The sequence below is a fragment of the Sphingopyxis sp. BSNA05 genome, assembly GCF_013265645.1.
Taxonomy (GTDB): Bacteria; Pseudomonadota; Alphaproteobacteria; order Sphingomonadales; family Sphingomonadaceae; genus Parasphingorhabdus.
The window spans coordinates 1-18452 of sequence record NZ_PYIA01000027.1 but is presented as its reverse complement, the minus strand read 5'-3'; the positions used below and the strand labels follow the sequence as shown (position 1 = coordinate 18452).

At 58.7% G+C, this 18452-nt stretch carries 17 protein-coding genes and 2 pseudogenes; 6 read left to right on the top strand and 13 right to left on the bottom strand.

Features of this window, described 5'->3' with window-relative positions:
- Positions 1-10 precede the first annotated feature (10 nt).
- The 3 genes and pseudogenes from C8024_RS03380 (at position 11) to phoU (ending at position 2793) form a co-directional block, all read left to right on the top strand.
- Positions 11-634, top strand: a complete 624-nt coding sequence (locus C8024_RS03380; protein WP_173202945.1) for a GNAT family N-acetyltransferase — start codon at positions 11-13, stop codon at positions 632-634.
- A gap of 143 nt (positions 635-777) precedes the next feature.
- A pseudogene (locus tag C8024_RS03375) lies at positions 778-1823 on the top strand (substrate-binding domain-containing protein).
- Between the two features lie 241 nt (positions 1824-2064).
- The gene (gene phoU / locus C8024_RS03370; RefSeq protein ID WP_173202944.1) at positions 2065-2793 is read left to right on the top strand and encodes a phosphate signaling complex protein PhoU; all 729 of its coding nucleotides are present in this window, start codon (positions 2065-2067) and stop codon (positions 2791-2793) included.
- A gap of 34 nt (positions 2794-2827) precedes the next feature.
- On the opposite strand, the gene C8024_RS03365 is transcribed toward phoU, so the two are convergent.
- The 7 genes from C8024_RS03365 to C8024_RS03340 form a co-directional block, all read right to left on the bottom strand.
- On the bottom strand, positions 2828-4222 hold the full coding sequence (locus C8024_RS03365; RefSeq protein ID WP_254305516.1) for an OprO/OprP family phosphate-selective porin: 1395 nt from the start codon (positions 4220-4222) through the stop codon (positions 2828-2830).
- A gap of 178 nt (positions 4223-4400) precedes the next feature.
- A complete protein-coding gene (locus C8024_RS03360; protein WP_173202943.1) occupies positions 4401-4577 on the bottom strand; it encodes a hypothetical protein in 177 nt (58 codons plus the stop codon).
- A gap of 31 nt (positions 4578-4608) precedes the next feature.
- The gene (locus tag C8024_RS03355) at positions 4609-4776 is read right to left on the bottom strand and encodes a hypothetical protein (protein WP_173202942.1); all 168 of its coding nucleotides are present in this window, start codon (positions 4774-4776) and stop codon (positions 4609-4611) included.
- 5 nt (positions 4777-4781) lie between these two features.
- Positions 4782-4910, bottom strand: coding sequence for a hypothetical protein (locus C8024_RS22475; protein WP_302051580.1), 129 nt, complete (start codon positions 4908-4910; stop codon positions 4782-4784).
- Entirely contained in the window at positions 4894-5721 is an 828-nt protein-coding gene (locus C8024_RS03350; RefSeq protein ID WP_173202941.1) for a type ISP restriction/modification enzyme, read from the bottom strand. Before C8024_RS03350 ends, C8024_RS22475 begins: the two co-directional genes overlap by 17 nt.
- Positions 5694-6941, bottom strand: coding sequence for a hypothetical protein (locus tag C8024_RS03345; RefSeq protein ID WP_173202940.1), 1248 nt, complete (start codon positions 6939-6941; stop codon positions 5694-5696). Before C8024_RS03345 ends, C8024_RS03350 begins: the two co-directional genes overlap by 28 nt.
- Entirely contained in the window at positions 6887-7480 is a 594-nt protein-coding gene (locus C8024_RS03340) for an SAM-dependent DNA methyltransferase (RefSeq protein WP_173202939.1), read from the bottom strand. Before C8024_RS03340 ends, C8024_RS03345 begins: the two co-directional genes overlap by 55 nt.
- Before the next feature lie 170 nt (positions 7481-7650).
- Between C8024_RS03340 and C8024_RS19930 the strand changes: the two genes are divergently transcribed.
- Positions 7651-7884, top strand: coding sequence for a hypothetical protein (locus tag C8024_RS19930; protein WP_217271964.1), 234 nt, complete (start codon positions 7651-7653; stop codon positions 7882-7884).
- Between the two features lie 869 nt (positions 7885-8753).
- Positions 8754-10559 (top strand): translation elongation factor 4, encoded by a 1806-nt coding sequence (gene lepA / locus C8024_RS03335; protein ID WP_173202960.1) that lies wholly within the window; start codon positions 8754-8756, stop codon positions 10557-10559.
- 417 nt (positions 10560-10976) lie between these two features.
- Here lepA and C8024_RS03330 read toward each other — a convergent pair whose 3' ends face one another.
- The 6 genes and pseudogenes from C8024_RS03330 to prfB form a co-directional block, all read right to left on the bottom strand.
- Positions 10977-11600: a class I SAM-dependent methyltransferase gene (locus C8024_RS03330; RefSeq protein WP_254305517.1), complete on the bottom strand. Its 624-nt coding sequence runs from the start codon at positions 11598-11600 to the stop codon at positions 10977-10979.
- Positions 11601-12130: 530 nt separating this feature from the next.
- Positions 12131-12955: a xanthine dehydrogenase family protein molybdopterin-binding subunit gene (locus C8024_RS22840; RefSeq protein ID WP_367947129.1), complete on the bottom strand. Its 825-nt coding sequence runs from the start codon at positions 12953-12955 to the stop codon at positions 12131-12133.
- A pseudogene (locus C8024_RS22835) lies at positions 12937-14260 on the bottom strand (xanthine dehydrogenase family protein molybdopterin-binding subunit). Before C8024_RS22835 ends, C8024_RS22840 begins: the two are co-directional and overlap by 19 nt.
- Positions 14261-14337: 77 nt before the next feature.
- Positions 14338-15327: a xanthine dehydrogenase family protein subunit M gene (locus C8024_RS03320; protein WP_173202938.1), complete on the bottom strand. Its 990-nt coding sequence runs from the start codon at positions 15325-15327 to the stop codon at positions 14338-14340.
- Positions 15314-15832 carry a 2Fe-2S iron-sulfur cluster-binding protein gene (locus C8024_RS03315; protein WP_173202937.1) on the bottom strand — a complete coding sequence of 173 codons (519 nt, stop codon included), beginning with the start codon at positions 15830-15832 and terminating at the stop codon, positions 15314-15316. Before C8024_RS03315 ends, C8024_RS03320 begins: the two co-directional genes overlap by 14 nt.
- Positions 15833-16503: 671 nt before the next feature.
- Positions 16504-17630, bottom strand: a protein-coding gene (gene prfB / locus C8024_RS03310) for a peptide chain release factor 2 (protein ID WP_173202936.1) whose coding sequence is annotated in 2 segments (ribosomal slippage) — positions 16504-17234 and positions 17234-17630 — 1128 coding nt in all. Because the reading frame shifts where the segments join, the coding sequence is not laid out codon by codon here.
- A gap of 329 nt (positions 17631-17959) precedes the next feature.
- Here prfB and C8024_RS03305 point away from each other — a divergent pair.
- Positions 17960-18452: circularly permuted type 2 ATP-grasp protein (locus C8024_RS03305; protein ID WP_173202958.1), on the top strand; the 493-nt coding region annotated here is incomplete at its 3' end.

Genomic DNA, 18452 nt, shown 5'->3' with positions numbered 1-18452 from the left:
CTTGACGCCGATGCTGACGGCATCGGACATCGTGCTTGGGCAAGGTATCGCCACCGTCGGGGTCGAGAGCGTCGCAGCTCTTTCCGATATCACCGCCGATGCCTTTCGCGACGATCCGTTCAACAGCTGGTTGTTCGGCGCTTTTGATCCGATGAAGCGGACCTTTTCGGGTCTCGCGCGACATATCTACGCGCCGAACGGCTTTTGCCAGATACTGCGCGAAGACGGCGAAGGCCGTGCGGCGGCGATGTGGCTGATGCCCGGCGACAAGGCCGATGCCTCCCTGGCCGGGATGGTGCAGACCTATTGGGGGCTGCTTGCCAGCGGTGGCTGGGGTGCGCTGATGCGCGGCAAGGCAGCCGGCGAGGCGATGGCAAAACATCATCCGAAAGAGCCGCACGCCTATCTGTTCACCGTCGGTGTCGCCAGCGCCGGACGGGGCAGGGGGCTCGGCCGGCGACTGATCCAGCCGGTTCTCGATGCCTGTGACCGCACGGGTACGATGGCCTATCTGGAAAACAGCAATCCGGCCAACCGGCGCTTTTACAACAGCCTGGGTTTCGAGCGGGTGGAACTGTTCCATCCAATGCCCGATAGTCCGCCCCTGGAAGCGATGAAGCGGCTCCCCCGATAGAATATTGGTCGCGGCCGGGCCGCGTGCAATATTAATGAAATAATTCTGTAATTCAAAAGTCATTGAGCGGCAGTAGACGCCTTGTTCGAGAGGTCGCACGGGCATTTTCCGTGTGCAATCAACCTTGAACGAGGGAATTTTTGATGAAAACGAAATTTGCACTAATCGCGATGTCCGCACTGGCGCTGGCCGGCTGTGAAAACCAGGCCGGCAGCAGTGGCGGCGGCGGAAGCCGGGACCAGATCCGCATCGTCGGATCCTCGACCGTCTTTCCGTTCGCCAAGGCCGTGTCGGAAAATTTTGTCACCGCTGGCAGCTTCAAGGCGCCGGTACTGGAATCGACCGGAACCGGCGCGGGCATGAGCCTGTTTTGCTCCGGTGTCGGCGCGGACACACCCGATATCGAAAATGCTTCGCGCCGGATGAAGCGTCCGAGTTTGAACTTTGCCAGAAAAACGGTGTGACGGATATTGTCGAAATCAATATCGGCATCGACGGTATCGCGGTAGCGCAATCGAATGACGGTCCGAGCTTTGCCCTGACCCCGGAGCAGATTTACAAGGCTATTGCGGCCAAGCCGTTCGGCAAGGAAAACACCACCAAGAACTGGTCGGATATCGATCCCGCGCTGCCCTCCATGCCGATCAGTGTATACGGCCCGCCGTCGACTTCCGGTACGCGCGACGCGCTGACCGAACTGATCATGGAAGTCGGCTGCAAAACCGATCCCGCGACCAAGGCGCTCAAGGACAGCAACAAGGACGAATATGAGGCGATCTGCCACGAGATCCGCACCGACGGTCCCTATCTCGACACCGGCGAGAATGACAATCTGATCGTCCAGAAGCTGAAATCCAACCCCAATGCGGTCGGCATCTTCGGCTACAGCTTTCTCGAGGAAAATCTCGACACGGTGCGCGGGATCGTCATTTCCGGGGTCAAGCCTGCCTATGACGCGATTGCGTCGGGCGAATATCCCGGTGCGCGGCCGCTGTACATCTATGTGAAGAAACAGCATGTCGGCGTGATCCCCGGCATCCAGGAATATATCACGGAATTTGTCAACGCGGGCACCCGTGACGGCTATCTGGTCAAGGCGGGCCTGATCGCTTCGCCGGATGCAACCCGGGCCGCGATGCAGGACACAGTGAAAAATCTGCCGCTGCTGACCAAGGATGTTTTGAAATAGGCGCCCCTTATCGCCTGATCTCAAAATGGATCATGCCCCGAACTAGACAATATCGGTCCTGATCCGGGGGCTGTTGGCAACAACGGCCCCCTTTTTATTGTCCGCGAAAGGGGTGGGACGGCCCGACCCGGGAGGGCAATGGCGCGCCGATCCTCGCCGCGCGACGGCCTGCAAATGCAAATCAATTGTCTTTTATATGACATTTTTGTTACAATGGGCGAAGCCGCCACAAGGAAACCCGATGAATCTCAGCACCTCCCAGCATACCGTGACCGCCTTTGACGCGGAAATTCACGATCTTCGGGCGATGGTGCTGGAGATGGGCGACAAGAGCACGGCGGCGATTGTCCGGTCGATCGAGGCGCTGTCGCACAATGATCTGGCGCTGGCGAAAGCGGTGGTCTCGGATGATCGCGAGATTGACGAACTGGAGCGGCGGATCGATGCCTTGTCGATCCAGACGATCGCCTTGCGCGCGCCGATGGCGGACGATCTGCGGCATCTGATCGCGACCTTCAAGATTTCGAGCATCGCCGAGCGGATCGGCGACTATGCCAAGAATATCGCCAAGCGGGTACCGCTCGTGGCCGAGTCCAGCCGCAAGGTTGAGCCCGCCTCGCTGCTGCCCTCGATGGCCAATATCGCGGCCGAACTGGTCCGGGATTCGTTCAAGGCCTATGCCGACGGCGACGCGGATCTGGCGGTGTCGGTCTGGGCGAGGGACCAGACGCTGGACCATTTCTACACCAGTATCTTCCGCGCAATCATTACCTATATGGTCGAAAATCCCGCCTATATCAGCGAATCCGCGCATCTGCTGTTCATCGCGAAAAATCTCGAGCGGATTGGCGATCATGCGACCAATATCGCGGAGCTGACCTATTTTGCCGAAACCGGACGGCAGATGCCGGATCGCAACAAGGGTGACGATGTCGGCACCATCTGGGACGAGCAGCAGCCATCAACCTAGGTTAACAGCCGCCGCCCGGCGCAGATCATACGGATCAGAAGCTGATCTGGAACCGTCCGGCAACGGCATCGACATTATAGTCGCCATCGCCCGCCGCGAGGATCGCCGCGTTGCCATAATCCAGTTTCGAATAGCTCAGCAGGAAGCGGACATAGTCGACCGGGGTCCAGATAAGCGACGCCTGATAGGCATCCTGCGTGCCCCCGACAAAGCCGGCATCGACCAGGTCGAGCCGGTCATAGCGGACATTGACCTGCCACGCGCCGAGACCGCCCTGGCCGACGGGATTGGACACTTTCACGCCCTTGAACACGCCTTCCTTGTAGCCGCGCGTGTCGTCGGTAAGGAACAGGCCCGCCTCGACCGAACCGCCGAAGAAGGTCGGATCGGCGAGCGCGCCGCTGCGGTTCAGGTTGAGCCAGTGGCCCTCTGCCGCGGCGTGGAACCGTCCGGAAATGACCGCAGCCTCCAGCCCGTAGCTGGTCTCCGATTCCGCGTCGGCGATATTGCCGGTGTCGATGAAGCGCGTGTCGGTAAAATGGACCGCCGGGCGCTGGCGATAGCGGCGCGAACCGACCGTGTCACCCAGATCGCGATAATGGTAGGACGCTCCGAAATGGGTCTGCGTGTCGCCGAATTTCGGCATCGCCACGGCGCGCACGTCAATGCCGATGCTATTGTTCTCGTCATTGTTGAGATCATCGATATTGGCGGTAAACACCCCGGCCTGGAACAGCAGGTCCGAGACGCCATATTGCGCGGACAGGCCGACCCGCCGTTCGAAGCCGAAGGCATCGGTATAGCCGGCGCGCTCGATGAAGCTGGTGTCGTTGCTGCTCGACAGCTCTTCCAATCCCTGGAACGTATTGTGCTGGCCCGCCGTCACCGTCAGGCCGCCGTCTTCATAGGTGAAGAAGGCGTCGGTCAGATCGATTTCGTTGCCGGCAAAATCGGCCTCCAGCTTGTAGCCGAAGCCGCCCGGGATCGATCCCGACGCGCCGAGCCGGATGCGCCGCGCTTCATTGGCAAAGCCAAGGCCGGCGTCGTTGATTGAGTCCGGCGCATTGACGGTACCAAAGTCATAGAGCATCCGGCCGCGCGGCTTGAAGCTCCAGCCGTCTTCGCCCTTGATTTCCGGCGCGCCCTTGAAGGCGACCTTGACCGGCTTCTGCTGCTCCAGCTTTTCCTCGGTCGCGGCCAGCTTGGCCTCGGTCGCAGCGATCGCGCTGGTCGAGGCCTGCTGCGTCTGCTGCACATTGCCGAGCTGCGCCTTCAGATCGGCGACTTCGCGCTCGAGCTGGTTCAGCTTGCTGAGCAGGGCCGCAGCCTGCTCCGCCGAAATCGTCTCCGCCATGGCCGATGCGGGATAAAGTCCGATCGCCGCGGTCCCGGCCAGCAGGCCTATTGTCTTGAGCATATGGTTTTTCATAATCGCCTGTCCATTGCATTTTCGTTGCATGATGGTGAGCGATCTATGACCGGAGCGTTGCCCTTTCATGGCATATTTATTTCACGTTTGTGACAGAGCGCGGCTGTGGGGTGCCGGGGCAGGGCGATAGGCTAGCGGTGGCGCGGAGCGACGGTGAACGGGCGCGAGGCGGGCGCCCTCAAACGGCAGCAGGCAAGCGGCGCTTGCCCCTGGTCCGCCTGGTCAGATGATATTGGAAGCAGCGGTCACAAGCATAGGGGCGCAGATCGATGGTCGCGGATAGGGCCGCCGCGATAGCCTCCGCCTCGCTGGCAAAGCGCTTTTTCTTGCGGCAAATAGCGAGGCGGGTGCGCATGGGGTGGATTTTCTGGGGGAATGGATGGCCATCAGGCAGCCTCCAAAAGTCGCTCCATCTCACGTCGAAATTCAAAGCGTAGTTGCTCTGCTTCTTCCTCGGGAAGCCAGTTGGCCATATTGGGAAATACCGTCTGCCACATGCGCGCGTCGCGTTCGTTCCAAGGCATGCGGTCTGCTTCCCGCGCCTTTTTAAGCAAGCGGTTCAGACGTTTGCGAATTTTTCCGGCTCGGGTTGATAGGATCGCTCGGGAGGTTTCATGCGATCTTCGCTGTCACCAAAGAGGCTGCCTTGCGGCTGTGAGTTGCCGAACAGGTCAGTCTTGTCCGTCATCATCTGCTTCCTCTTCACCAAAGCCGAGCGCTTCGCGCGTCAGGCAATCTACTAATGTTGATTCCAACACATTATCGGCTTGGTCGAACAGGTCAATAAGTTCGGCAATCCGAGCGGCAATGTCCCGGATTTGTTCCACCAGTTCCAGATCAACCGGCTGCCCCTCGCGTGCATCTAGCCAGCGCGGCAATATTCGGTACCCGCTGACGGCAAAACTCCAGACGGCTTCTGTGACGCCGGTCAATCGGCCTGAACCATCTGCACAGAGAATTATCTCGCCATCACGCAAAACTGTATCTCCCAGCACTCCTGTCGGCGGAGTTTCCAAACGTGTAGCTACATAGTTGCGATCGGGAGCCCGAGCGAAAGTCTCGACGGCACGAATTGATGCTCCAATTGCAACAGCCTGATTGAAAACCTCCCGGTCCGCAGGGAACGGAACATGCGGAAAGACATCTTCCAAGTCTTCGGCGAAACGCATGGTGTAAGAGTTTGCGGACAGCAGAGCGAGAATCGCATCAAATATATCTTCTGCAGGCATGTCGCCGCCATAGGCAGCATGTAGACCTTCGAGTAAATGCGGTGAGAGATTGATATCATTTTCTTCCGGTCGACGGTCATAGAGAGGGAAAGCATAGCCACCATAGCTGCCCCGGAATGCATGATAATCCGGTAGCAAACCATGACACCATAGAGCCGGACCTGCTCGAGTACCGGAAGGCATCGCGTAAAATCCTATGTTTTCATCGCCCCATACCGCTTGGGTTTCAGGGCCTCTTCGGTTTAGCATCTTTGGATCATTGAAAACCAACGATGATCGAGTGGTCGATATGCGTAGTGCCTTTCCAGTTCTACATCATATGTTGTATCGTCACGATGCGCGATGAGCGGCGTGATCGATTGTTCTAGATTAGTCTGGATCGTTTTTACCAAATTGTCGTCATCGCCGGTTTTTACGCCAGACTTATAGAATGTGAAAATTTCAGTAAGAGATAACCATTCACCATTTTGAAACGGTTCGGGTCGCATATCGTCCAATAATCCACGGTTTACTCCTACAAAATCGGTTACAGAACCTTCCGCAGACGCTTCTTGCAGCCAGTTCAATTTGGAAGTGCGCCTCAGCAGCATATCACTCCAGCTATCACGGTAGAATATTTCGGCTAATGCACCGTCCTCTTTGCTCCCATCGGCGATTGCCAATGTAATGCATGTACCCACCTGAATGTTGAAAACGCCTTGATCTCCCTCGGCACCGGCCCGCGCGCCAGCTCTGACATCCCCTCGCAAATCAATGATTTCAATGCGATCAAATCGCTCTCGCAGCGTTTTACGCAAACCAGCGAATGTCCAACCGGTAAGGTATTTACGATTAGAGATGAAAGAAACGACGCCGCGATTCGGCGCATTGTCCGCTTCGAAGATTTTCCAAATGGACCAACGCCAAAAGGCGATTGAAAATTCATGAAACGACTTGAGTTCACCTCCTTTTCCAGCATCTTTAACAGGCTGCTTTAGGTCGTCCCAAATATCATCCATCCAACGCCCAATCAGGGTTTCACGTTCACCTTCTTCCAGCCGCCGATAAGGTGGATTCCCGATAATTGCTAAAATCGGCTGTTCATTCTTGATGCGATTGGCTTCCCGTCTTTCATCGCGCAGACCATCGGCCATCCAACCAATCGATCCAAGAGCGCCCTCGGCATTGGGCCGCGCCAATGTATCTGCCAGATATATTCCTAGCCGGGGCAGTTCTGGCGGTGTATTTTCGGCTTCATCTTGCCTATGCGAAAGCGCCCGGTGCAACCGGAAATGTGCCACGGCATAAGGACCGACCAATAGCTCAAAGCCAAACATGCGCCGGGCAAGATCGTGTAGAGCGAGCGAGGCGAGACCCGCGCCACCAGTGGCTTCGACTTGCTCGCGGACTCGTTCAGCGATACCGAGCAGGAAAGTACCCGTGCCGGTGGCGGGATCTAATATGGTGACGTTCTGATCGGCCAAGCCATTGGTTCCGAGATTTTCACGCAAGCCCGATCCAGTGCGCCAACCATATAGCGAACAACCTCGATTGGCGTATAGTATACGCCATATTTTTCACGTGCGGCAGGATCGAAAATTTCAAGAAAATCTTCGTAGAAATATAGGATCGGGTCCGACCCATCTTCCCGGAGCGCCAAGATGTCTGGAGCAAAACTGTTGACCGTATCGAGCATCACGGTGAATCCGACGCCAATGTCGTCTCGGACTTCCGGTTGACTGAGGACGCGCAGCGTTGTCCGCATTAAAGGATGCTCTTCGGGCATATCCTCCCACGCGTTGCGGTCAACTGGACCATCGGAATCTTCCCGAACCAACAAAAGGCCGAATGCTAATGTTTGCGCAAAGGCTGCGGAAAATAACTGATCGAAGTCACGGCTGGCGTAACCACCCGCCTCAGGTCGCGCATAAAGCGCGTCCCTAAATGTCTGGCGCACTTGCAAGAGCGGCCCGTCTTCAATGCCTGCATCCGCCAGATCGGCCAAACGGTCGGCAACGATCGATCGAACAAGTCTGGCTGAATGCGCCATAAGATGTGCCAGGTTTTAGCATTTCGGGCGGTTGGTGGTTCTGCGTTGGCTAACTGCTGGAGCAATTGTAGGAACCGGGTTGTATCATGTTCTCCGATTAACTCGGCAGCACGATGATCGGATGTTGCCGCCCTAAGAGCTTGTTCGGGTACGATAGATGCCTGACCCACTTGTTCATCCCGCTCAAACAGGCAGAAATCGACGAAATTGCAAGTCGCCCAATGGGCCAGTTCCTGGAAACGGGCATATTGTTTCCTGTCGTGGGCGGTCGTCCAACGCTCCGGATTGGCATGCTTGCTGGAGGCCTTCAATTCAATGAAGGCTCGCGGTGGCTGACCGGGCCGTATCAGCGCGATATCCGGGCGACCGACGCCTGGATTGTTAAATTCGGGACTAATGGTTAGTGCAGGTGCTGTTGGAAGAAGAGGTAGAAGAGTTTCTACCAAAATCTGGAATCGAGGTGCAAGTGCCGGTTCGGATACATCGGGGTTGGCCGCATGGGCATGTCTGATCTCACGGGCATAGTTTAGAAATGCTTCAAGTATTTGTTCAGCGCTCATGAACTGCTGCTAGCGGAACATTTGGGACACGTCATCGACAAACTTTCGCACTTGTCCTCAAATATCAACTAACTGGCGAACGGTTGCGGCGAGAGGAGATAGCTTGGGAACCAAGCTCTTCAATCCCAAAATTTCTTTCACTACGCATTCTTAATGTCCTTTCCTCCCTGCCGCGCAGCGGTGGGGAGGGGACCGTCCGCAGGATGGTGGAGGGGGCGGTTGGGCTTGACGCTGGTCTTGAGGTTCGGGGTAATTCTCGGAGTGTTGTTGTTGCCGGACGTGCCCCTCCGTCAGCCGTTCCGGCTGCCACCTCCCCACCGCTATGCGGCAGGGAGGAAAATGGGGGCTTCAACGCTCTTTCCTACACATGCCTCGTTATGCCATATCCTTGGACGGCTCTTTGACAATCAAATCCTCCTCCGCCCCCATCTGTAAAAGCGGAGCGGAAAGGCTCGCTGCTGCCCGTTGCTTTCCCATTCTCTCCTCATTCAGCCTCTCTGCTCCGAAACTGAACAAACGGCTATTGCGGGCCGGCGCTGCTGCCGAAATCCCGCCCGAAAAACCCCGGAAGTTTCAAATTCATAACAGTGTAAAGTTTGTAAAGTTCGATTGGCGGCACGGGATGGAATCGCCGCGAAAATGTCGGGCGCGGGGCGGACGTTTCCTGCTGACAAGGGCTTGCGCCCCTGCTAACGGCTGGCCATGACCGAACCATCTTATTCTCAGGCCCATATCCGCAATTTTCCATCATCGCCCATATCGATCATGGCAAATCGACTCTCGCTGACCGGCTGATCCAGCATACGGGCGGGCTGACCGAGCGCGAGATGAGCGAGCAGGTGCTCGACAATATGGATATCGAGCGCGAGCGCGGGATCACGATCAAGGCGCAGACGGTGCGGCTGAACTATACGGCGAAGGACGGTGAGACCTATGAGCTCAGCCTGATGGACACGCCGGGCCATGTCGACTTTGCCTATGAGGTCTCGCGGAGCCTGGCGGCCTGCGAAGGGGCATTGCTGGTGGTCGACGCGGCGCAGGGCGTGGAAGCGCAGACTTTGGCCAATGTTTACCAGTCGATCGAGCATGATCACGAGATTATTCCGGTGCTCAACAAGATCGATCTGCCGGCGGCCGAGCCGGAACGGGTGCGCAACGAGATCGAGGAAATCATCGGACTCGACGCCTCTGACGCGGTGATGGCGAGCGCCAAGTCGGGCATCGGCATCGAGGATATTTTGGAGCAGATCGTCGCCAAGATCCCGCCACCGGGCGGCGACCGCGACAAGCCGCTGAAGGCCATGCTGGTCGACAGCTGGTATGATCCCTATCTCGGCGTGGTTATATTGGTGCGGGTGATCGACGGGGTGATCACCAAGGGGCTGAAGATCAAGTTCATGGCCCAGGGCACCGAGCATCTGGTCGACCGCGTCGGCTGCATGCGGCCGAAGATCGAGCAGCTGCCGGAACTGGCGGCGGGCGAGATCGGCTTTATCACGGCGCAGATCAAGGAAGTCAGCCAGACCGCGGTCGGTGACACGATCACGACGGTGAAAAATCCCGCGACCGAGCCGCTGCCGGGCTTCAAGGAAGTGCAGTCGGTGGTCTTCTGCGGATTGTTCCCGGTCGACGCGGCAGACTTCGAGAAATTGCGCGAGAGCATTGGCAAGCTGCGGCTCAACGACGCGAGCTTCACTTTCGAGATGGAGACCAGCGCGGCATTGGGACAGGGATTCCGCTGCGGTTTTCTGGGGCTGCTGCATCTGGAGATCGTCCAGGAACGGCTGACCCGCGAATATGATCTCGACCTGATCACCACCGCGCCGTCGGTGGTCTACCGGATCGAGATGAACGACGGCAGCGAGATGTTCCTGCACAATCCGGCGGACATGCCGGATGTGGTGAAAATCCGCGAGATCGAGGAACCGTGGATCGAGGCGACCATCTATTGCCCCGACGAATATCTCGGCGGTATATTGAAGCTTTGCCAGGACCGGCGCGGGGTGCAGAAGAATCTGACCTATGTCGGCGACCGGGCGCAAGTGGTCTACGAACTGCCGCTCAACGAGGTGGTGTTCGATTTCTACGACCGGCTGAAGAGCATTTCGCGCGGCTATGCCAGCTTCGACTATCACCAGATCGGCCTGCGCACCGGCCAGCTGGTCAAGATGAACATCATGGTCAATGGCGATCCGGTCGACGCGCTGAGCATGATCGTCCACCGCGACGCCGCCGAAGCGCGCGGCCGGCATATGTGCGAGCGGCTGAAAGACCTGATCCCGCGGCATCTGTTCAAGATCCCGGTGCAGGCGGCAATCGGCGGCAAGGTGATCGCCCGCGAGACCATCTCGGCGATGCGCAAGGATGTGACCGCCAAATGCTATGGCGGCGATATCAGCCGGAAGAAGAAGCTGCTCGACAAGCAGAAGAAGGGCAAGGCGAAGATGCGCGAATATGGCAATGTCAGCATCCCGCAGGAAGCCTTTATCGCGGCGCTGAAGATGGGCGACGAGGGTTAGGTCACAACCCGGACGGGAATCGAACGCTCGATTTGTTTCACATTATTTCCCAGTGCAACTATGGTAAATAGTGTTGAAACCAATTGTAACATCTCATATGTTGCACCTGCGAGACACGCATCAGGGTCGCATCTGATTTGCGGGAATCACTCCATGTTCGATTTTTTGAAACAAGTTATCGTCGGGCGAAAGATGCACGGGAGGTAAAGTCCTATTTCGCCAAATATGGCGAGCAGGCTATTGATATTCTGGCCGAACGGGCGAGCGACAGGGATCTGTCGAGGCGGGACCGGCGGCATTGGCGGCGGCTGGCGCGGAAGGCGCGGCGGCGGCGGAGCCAACTGGTCACGCAACTGAATACCGGCTGAGATCAACCGCTGTCCCGCTGATAGGGGCAGGGCGTGATGTCGCCGGGCTTTATGGCAGGCCCTTGGCCCGGAAACGCGCGAAATAGCCGCCGAGCTCGGGGCGCTCCATGAAGCCGACCAGTTCGTAGCCGACGGCCTCGAATTCACAGAACAGCTGCTTCGGCGGTATGCCGTGCTGCGTCACATCGCGGTTGACATCGACCACGATCACCTCGCCGGCACCATCATCTCCCGCCTTGTCGAGCAGGGCCGGACGCAGGCGCGAGAGGAAGGCATAGGGTTCGCGGACCTCGTGATACATGTGGACCAGGAATATCCGGTCGAAACTATTCTCCGGCAGCCGCGGATCGTCCGGCGCGCCGAGCTTGATCGAGACATTGTCCAGGCTTTCCCGGTTGACGCGCTCGGCCAACCGGTCGATCGCTTCTTCGTCGATGTCCTGCGCCAGTACCCGGCCCGCCGCACCCACTTTCTCGGCCAGCCGCACGGTATAATAGCCTTCGCCGGCCCCGATATCGGCGACCGTCATGCCCGGCTCCAGCCCCGCGGCCTTCATGATCTCCTCGGCCTCGCCGCGCTTGTCGCGGGCGGTTTCGGTCGACCATTGGTTGCCGGCCAGTTCCGACACCGGTCGCGACGCCGGCGGATAGGCGCGCGCGGTCTCTGCGCGCATCTCATCCTCGTCGGGCAGCCGTTTGCAAGCGCCGAGCGGCGTGGTCAGCAGCAGCAGGGCAGACAGGCCGGCCATCAGGCGGGCAGGCGGCAGCGCGGTCCGGGCGGTGATATTCATCATTACCGGAAGACTAGGGGAGCGCACCGTCCGGTTCAATCCCTGTTTGCACCCCTCCAGCGGTATGGCATTGTCTCAAGCGCTGGCGCTTATGGTCGGTTGAAAAATTGACCGGTAATATAAAGCGTAGCGCCCGGTCGAGAAGCACCAGGGTCACACGGGTCACACCCCCTAAGGCTGAAACAGATATTGTGTGAATAAAATTATATAAGGTATTGATATAGAATAATATATTGAGAAATTATATACTTAGTCGGCGCGGCTGCGCGATCGGTTGGCGATTGTCTTTCAAAAGGTCCGCGGGTCATTTCTGCCTCCATTATGGGCAGCAGGATAATGATCCGCAACCATGTAGGAAAGCGGTTTTCGCGTCGTGCCAGCTATCGCCGGTAGGTTCAAACCGCTCTCCCAAATTATTCCTCTTCGTCCGGCAATCCCGCCAGCAACTTGTCGAGCGTAGCAGGATAGTCCCGCACCCGGATCCCGGTCGCATTATAGATCGCATTGGTGACCGCGGCGGCAGCACCGCAGATGCCCAGTTCGCCGATTCCCTTGGCCTGGATCGGGCTGGCGTATTCGTCACGCTCCTTGAGGAGCACAACCTCGATCTGCGGCACGTCCAGATTGACCGGGATATGATATTCGGCGAGATCATGGTTGACGATATGGCCGTCGCGCTTGTCGAAGGCCAGCTCTTCGGTCAACGCGCTGCCGATGCCCCAGATCATGCCGCCATAGCATTGCGATGTCGCGGTCTTCTCGTTCAAAATTCGCCCCGCCCCAAATACGCCGAGCATCCGCTTTACCCGTGTTTCCCCGGTGACCGCATTGACCGCAACTTCAGCAAAATAGGAACCGTAGGTCGCTTGTTGCCAGTCCTCCAGCGTCTTGCCGGGTTCGATATGGCCAATTGCGGAAATCTCTTCTCCGTCCAATATGTCGGCCAGCGATCGCGCCGACTCTCCCGTTCCCGCCTTGCCGTCTGCAAGATCGAGATCACCTTCGTCGCTGCCCAATTTGTCGGCGAGTTTGCGGCGGATTTCCTCGCAGGCCAGAAAGACCGCCGAGCCGGAAGAGGAAGCCCCCCAGGACCCACCCGAACCCGGTCCCGCCGGAAAATCGGTGTCGCCAAGCTTCGTTTCAACCTTGTCCGCCGGCAGACCCAGCATGTCGCAGGCAATCTGCGTCAGTATCGCGTAGGTTCCGGTGCCGATGTCGGTCATGTCGGTTTCGACCACGGCGCTTCCGTCTGCCAGCAATGTAACCTTGGCCTTGGCTTCGGACAGGACATTGATCCGGCTGCGCCCGCCATCCCGTGTCCAATCAGCCAGTCGCCTTCACGCAGGGTTCCGGGTTTTGTGTTACGCTTGTCCCATCCGAACCGTTTCGCGCCCTCGTCGAGCGCTTCGGTGAACCGGCGCGACGAATAGGGGATATCCTTCTCCGGATGCTGTTCGGGAATATTGCGCTTTCTGAGCTCGACCGGATCGATACCGGCGGCTTCCGCCAGTTCGTCCATGGCATTTTCCAGCACCTGCATGCCGACCGCTTCGCCCGGCGCGCGGACCGAGCCGCCGCAGGTGCGGTTGAGCCGCGCGACTTCGATACCGAGCTTGCGATTCTGTCCGCCGTACAGGAAATGGGTCGCCTGGGTGACCGGTTCGTAAAATTCCTCGCCCGGCAGATTGGATACCAGGCATTCGTGCCCGAGGCCGGTCAGAACACCGTCCTCGCCGCAGGACAGCCGCACATGCTGCCGGGTTTCGGAGCGGCGCATGGTGCTTCGAAAACCTGCTGGCGCGACAGGGTTACGCAGACAGGCCGACCGATTTCCTTCGCCGCAATAGCCGCCGCGACGGCTTCCGGTGAAAGACCCAGTTTCGAGCCAAAGCCGCCGCCAACAAAGGGGAAAGCATGCGGATATTATCCGCGCTGATATGCAGCGCGTCGGCCAGTTCGTTGATGTTGAAATTCAGCATCTGGTAGCTGCCGCGCAGGGTCAGCTTGTCGCCGTCCCAGCTGGCGATCGCGCAATGCGGCTCCATCGCGGCGCTGTTGTGGCCGGGTGTACGATAGACCTGATCGACGGTGAAAGCGGCGTCGCGCATCGCCTGATCAAGGTCGCCCTGATCCAGCTGGTCGTCCTCGGGCTTGTCTGTTTCGGTGCCGGCTGCCTCGGGGTCAAAGGCCGCATTGCCTTCTGTTTCATAGCCGATTTTCAGATTGTTCGCGGCATGGCGCGCCTGTTCGAATGTGTCGGCGACGACAAGGGCAATCGGCTGGCCGAAATAGTCGACCTGCTTCGACCCCTGCGGTGGCGCCTCATTGGCACCGCCTTGCGCCGGTCGGCGCAGCAGGCGATCGTCGGTGATCACGGCGTGTATCGCATCGTCCGCCAGAATCTCGTCGCTGGCGACATCGGTGACGCGTCCCTTGGAGATTGTCGCGCGCGCCAGCACGCCGTGGACCATGTCCGGGACGTCCCATTCGTGCGCATAGGTTGCCTGGCCGGAGACCTTGAGCGGGCCATCGGGGCGGTCCATCGCTGTCCCGACCAGTTCCTGACGCATATCATCCAGACGGTTGCGAGAGTCCGGTTTGTCCATTTTCCGATGCGCGTTCATGATGCGGCTCCTGTCTGTGTCGCTTCTTTCAGAACGGAAATCAGAACGCGTCTGGTCAGCGGTATCTTGAAATCATTGCTGCCATAGCCCTGCGCTTCGGCGAGCAATTGGTCGGCGGCCTTGCCGAACAGTTCGGCGGACGGCTGCTGGCCGACCAGCAATTTTTCCACCGCTTCGTCACGCCATGGCTTGTGGGCCAGTCCGCCAAAGGCCAGCGCGGTGCTGGCTATTGTGTCGCCATCCATTTTTACGATGGCAGCCACCGAGCAGAGCGCGAAAGCATAAGAGGCGCGATCGCGGACTTTCTGGTAAATCTGTTTGCCCTCGACCGGAGGTGGCAGGATCACCGCGGTGATCAGATCGCCGGGCTCGAGGATATTGTCCTTCTCCGGATTGTCTCCGGGCAGCAGGTGAAATTCCCGCACCGGAACGTGTCGGATATCGCCGGATTTGTCCTCGATTTCGACCAGGGCATCCAGCGCCGTCATCGCCACGGCCATGTCGCCGGGATAGGTGGCGATGCAGGCGTCGCTCGCGCCCAAAATGGCGTGGATGCGGTTGAAACCTTCCATCGCCTGACAGCCGGAACCCGGCTCGCGTTTGTTGCATGGCATCGCGGTATCGTAGAAATAGTAGCAGCGGGTACGCTGGCACAGATTGCCGCCGGTGGTCGCCTTGTTGCGCAATTGCCCGCTCGCGCCGGCAAGAATGGCGCGCGACAGGACAGGGTAATTGTCACGGATGCGCTTGTCGGCGGCGCAATCGCTGTTGGTCACCAAGGCACTGATCCGCAATCCGCCATCATCGGTCTCGCTGATCTCGGAGAGATCGAGCCGGTTGATATCGACAAGCTTGTCGGGCGCCATCACCTCGAGCTTCATCAGGTCGAGCAAATTGGTCCCGCCGGCGATGAAGGTCGCATTATTCGCTGCTTGGGCGGTTGCATCGGCGCGCGCGGTGGCTTTCGCATATTCAAAGGGCTTCATGACTGTTCTCCGGCGGCCTGACGGATCGCATTGACGATATTGGGATAGCGGCGCAGCGGCAGAGATTGCCACTCATCCGTTCCGATATCTCTTCGTCGCTCAATTCTGCGGGACCGTCGAGATCGTCGGAAACAAAGCTCGGCCATCCGGCCTTGGCTTCCTCGATCATCGCCGTGGCGGAGCAGATCTGGCCCGGCGTGCAATAGCCGCACTGGAAACCGTCATGTGCAACAAAGGCCGATTGCAGAGCCGAGAGATTGTCCGGCTGTCCGATACCCTCGATTGTCGTAATCTCGTCACCGTCATGCATGCATGCGAGGGTCAGGCAGGAATTGACCCGCCGGCCCTCGACAATCACCGTGCAGGCCCCGCATTGACCATGGTCGCAGCCCTTCTTGGTTCCGGTTAGCCCGAGATGGTTGCGCAGCGCATCTAGCAAGGTGACGCGGCTGTCGGCCTCCAGCATGTGCGTTTTCCCGTTTACGACAAGTTCGGTGCTTTCCATATGACGGCGTCCTTCCCAAGAGTGGCGACGTGACATGCGCGAACTGGCCAGAGACAAGGTCTCGTATCTGTGATGATGGTCAGCTGCGGGTCGATATCGCGTAGAGTCTGCCTGTCCTACGTTTTGGGCGGGCCATTGGTTCCATTCGGGTTGGATTTAGGAGCGGCTTGCGGGCGTGGTGTAGCCGTGGCGGGGGTGCGCGGGTGGTGGTTTGCGGCTTGAAAAATAAGGTGGAACCGTTCCGTTCGTGCTGAGCTTGTCGAAGCAAGGCTCTCGGTTGGACGCGGTCCTTCGACAGGCTCAGGACGAACGGGAGTGGGGGCATAACTTGGTATTCCGGCGCAGTTCGTGTCGTTGCCGGTGGAGGATATGGAAGGATGATCGCGTTCAGGCTGGCGCGGTCATGTCCGCCAACGTCTTTTAGCCGTTCATGCTGAGCCTGTCGAAGCATGGTTCTCGGACGGACGCGGTCCTTCGACGGGCTCAGGACGAACGGGGTTGGGGGCATGGTCTTGTTCCCCTGCGCAGGCTGGGGGCCATCTCGTGTCTTTTCCAGGTTAAGGAATGGAGGGGAGGCAGCGTTTAATCTGCCGCGCAGCTTAATCTATAACCAGTGTTTTCTGGCTGTATTTCTGAAGATGGGCCCCTGCCTGCGCAGGGGCAAAAGCTCCTTAATCCACATCCTCGACATCGACCGCTTCGCCCGTCACCTTCTGTGCGAGCGTCGCGGCGATGAAATCGTCGAGGGCGCCGTCGAGCACATCACCGGGGGCGCTGCTGGTGTGGCCGGTGCGCAGGTCCTTGACCATCTGATAGGGTTGCAGGACATAGGAGCGGATCTGGTGGCCCCAGCCGATTTCGGTCTTGGCTTCATATTCGCCCGAGGCTTCGGCTTCGCGGCGTTGCAGTTCGGCCTCGAACAGGCGTGCTTTCAACATGCCCATCGCGGTGGCGCGGTTCTTGTGCTGGCTCCGGTCATTCTGGCTGGCGACGACGATCCCGGTCGGCTGGTGGGTGATACGCACGGCGCTGTCGGTGGTGTTGACGTGCTGGCCGCCGGAGCCGGAGGCGCGATAGGTATCGATCTTGAGGTCGCTCTCGTTGATCTCGACCTCGAAACTGTCGTCGATCACCGGATAGACCCAGACGCTGGAAAAGCTGGTGTGGCGCTTGGCGGCGCTGTCATAGGGCGAGATGCGGACCAGCCGGTGCACACCGCTCTCGGTCTTGGCATAGCCATAGGCATTCTCGCCCTTGACCTCGATCGTTGCCGATTTGATCCCTGCCTGGTCGCCGGCCTGATAATCGACCATGGTGACCTTGTAGCCGCGGGCCTCGGCCCAGCGCTGGTACATGCGCAGCAGCATTTCAGCCCAGTCCTGGCTTTCCGTGCCGCCGGCGCGGCGTGGATTTCGATATAGGTGTCGAAGCCATCCGCTTCGCCAGACAGCAGTGCCTTGACCTTGTCACGGTCGGCGCGTGTTGCCAGCTTGTCGAGCGTAGCGACGCCTTCATCGGCTAGATCATTGTCGCCTTCTTCCTCGGCCATCTCGATAAATTCGAGCGCGTCGTTGCGTTCCTGCTGGATTTCCTGCGCCGCGCTGATCGATTCATCGAGGCGGCGGCGTTCGGTCATCACCGCTTGGGCAGCGCTCTGGTCGTCCCACAGGGTCGGATCCTCTACCCGGGCGTTGAGCTCGTCAAGACGGCGCAAGGCAACATCCCAGTTGAGGGCGGTCTTGATCAGGGTAAGAGCGGCGTCGATCCGGTCGACAAAGGCTTGCGCGTCGGCACGCATGATAATCTCCAAAACTATTGGCAGCAGCGATTAGACGATATCACCGGGAAGTAAAGTATTGTGGAGAGGACGGAGGCTGTTTTCCTTCGCATCCTGTGGCGCTGCGAAAGGCAGCCGGGACCGAAAATCCGTGGCTATCGGCTGGACCGCAATGGCGAACGGATTCCGTAACGTCCGTCAAGAGAGGAGCGGAGCAAGATATTCCGTTCGCGCCGTTCATCCAGGGAAGTCCGCTATTTCCTTTGCTATCAGCATCTTGTTGCAGTAGCCTGACGGCGGGAGGACAGGTTTACACACTTCGCCTTGGGGGAAATGGCTTGTTCGATGAAATGCTGGGTAGCGACGGAAACGCTCGCGAGCCCTATATTGCCTATAAAAATTGGCTGGACGGTGAAGATACCAAGCGTCTTCATCGCAAATCCGAGGACGCCGAGGCCTTTTTCCGCCGGACCGGTATCACCTTCAACGTCTATGGCGAGGACGAGGGCGACGAGCGGCTGATACCCTTTGACGTCATCCCGCGGATATTGTCGGCCGGCGAATGGCGCAAATTGTCGCGCGGCATCGAGCAGCGGGTCAAGGCGATCAACGCCTTTCTCTACGATATCTATCACCGCCAGGAGATTTTGCGCGCAGGCCGGATCCCGGTCGAGCTGATCGCCAATAATATCGCCTTCCTGCCGCAGATGATCGGCGTCGATCCGCCCGGCGGGATTTACACCCATATCATCGGCACCGATATCGTCCGCACCGGACCGGGCGAGTTCTATGTGCTCGAGGATAATGCGCGGACACCTTCCGGCGTGAGCTATATGCTGGAAA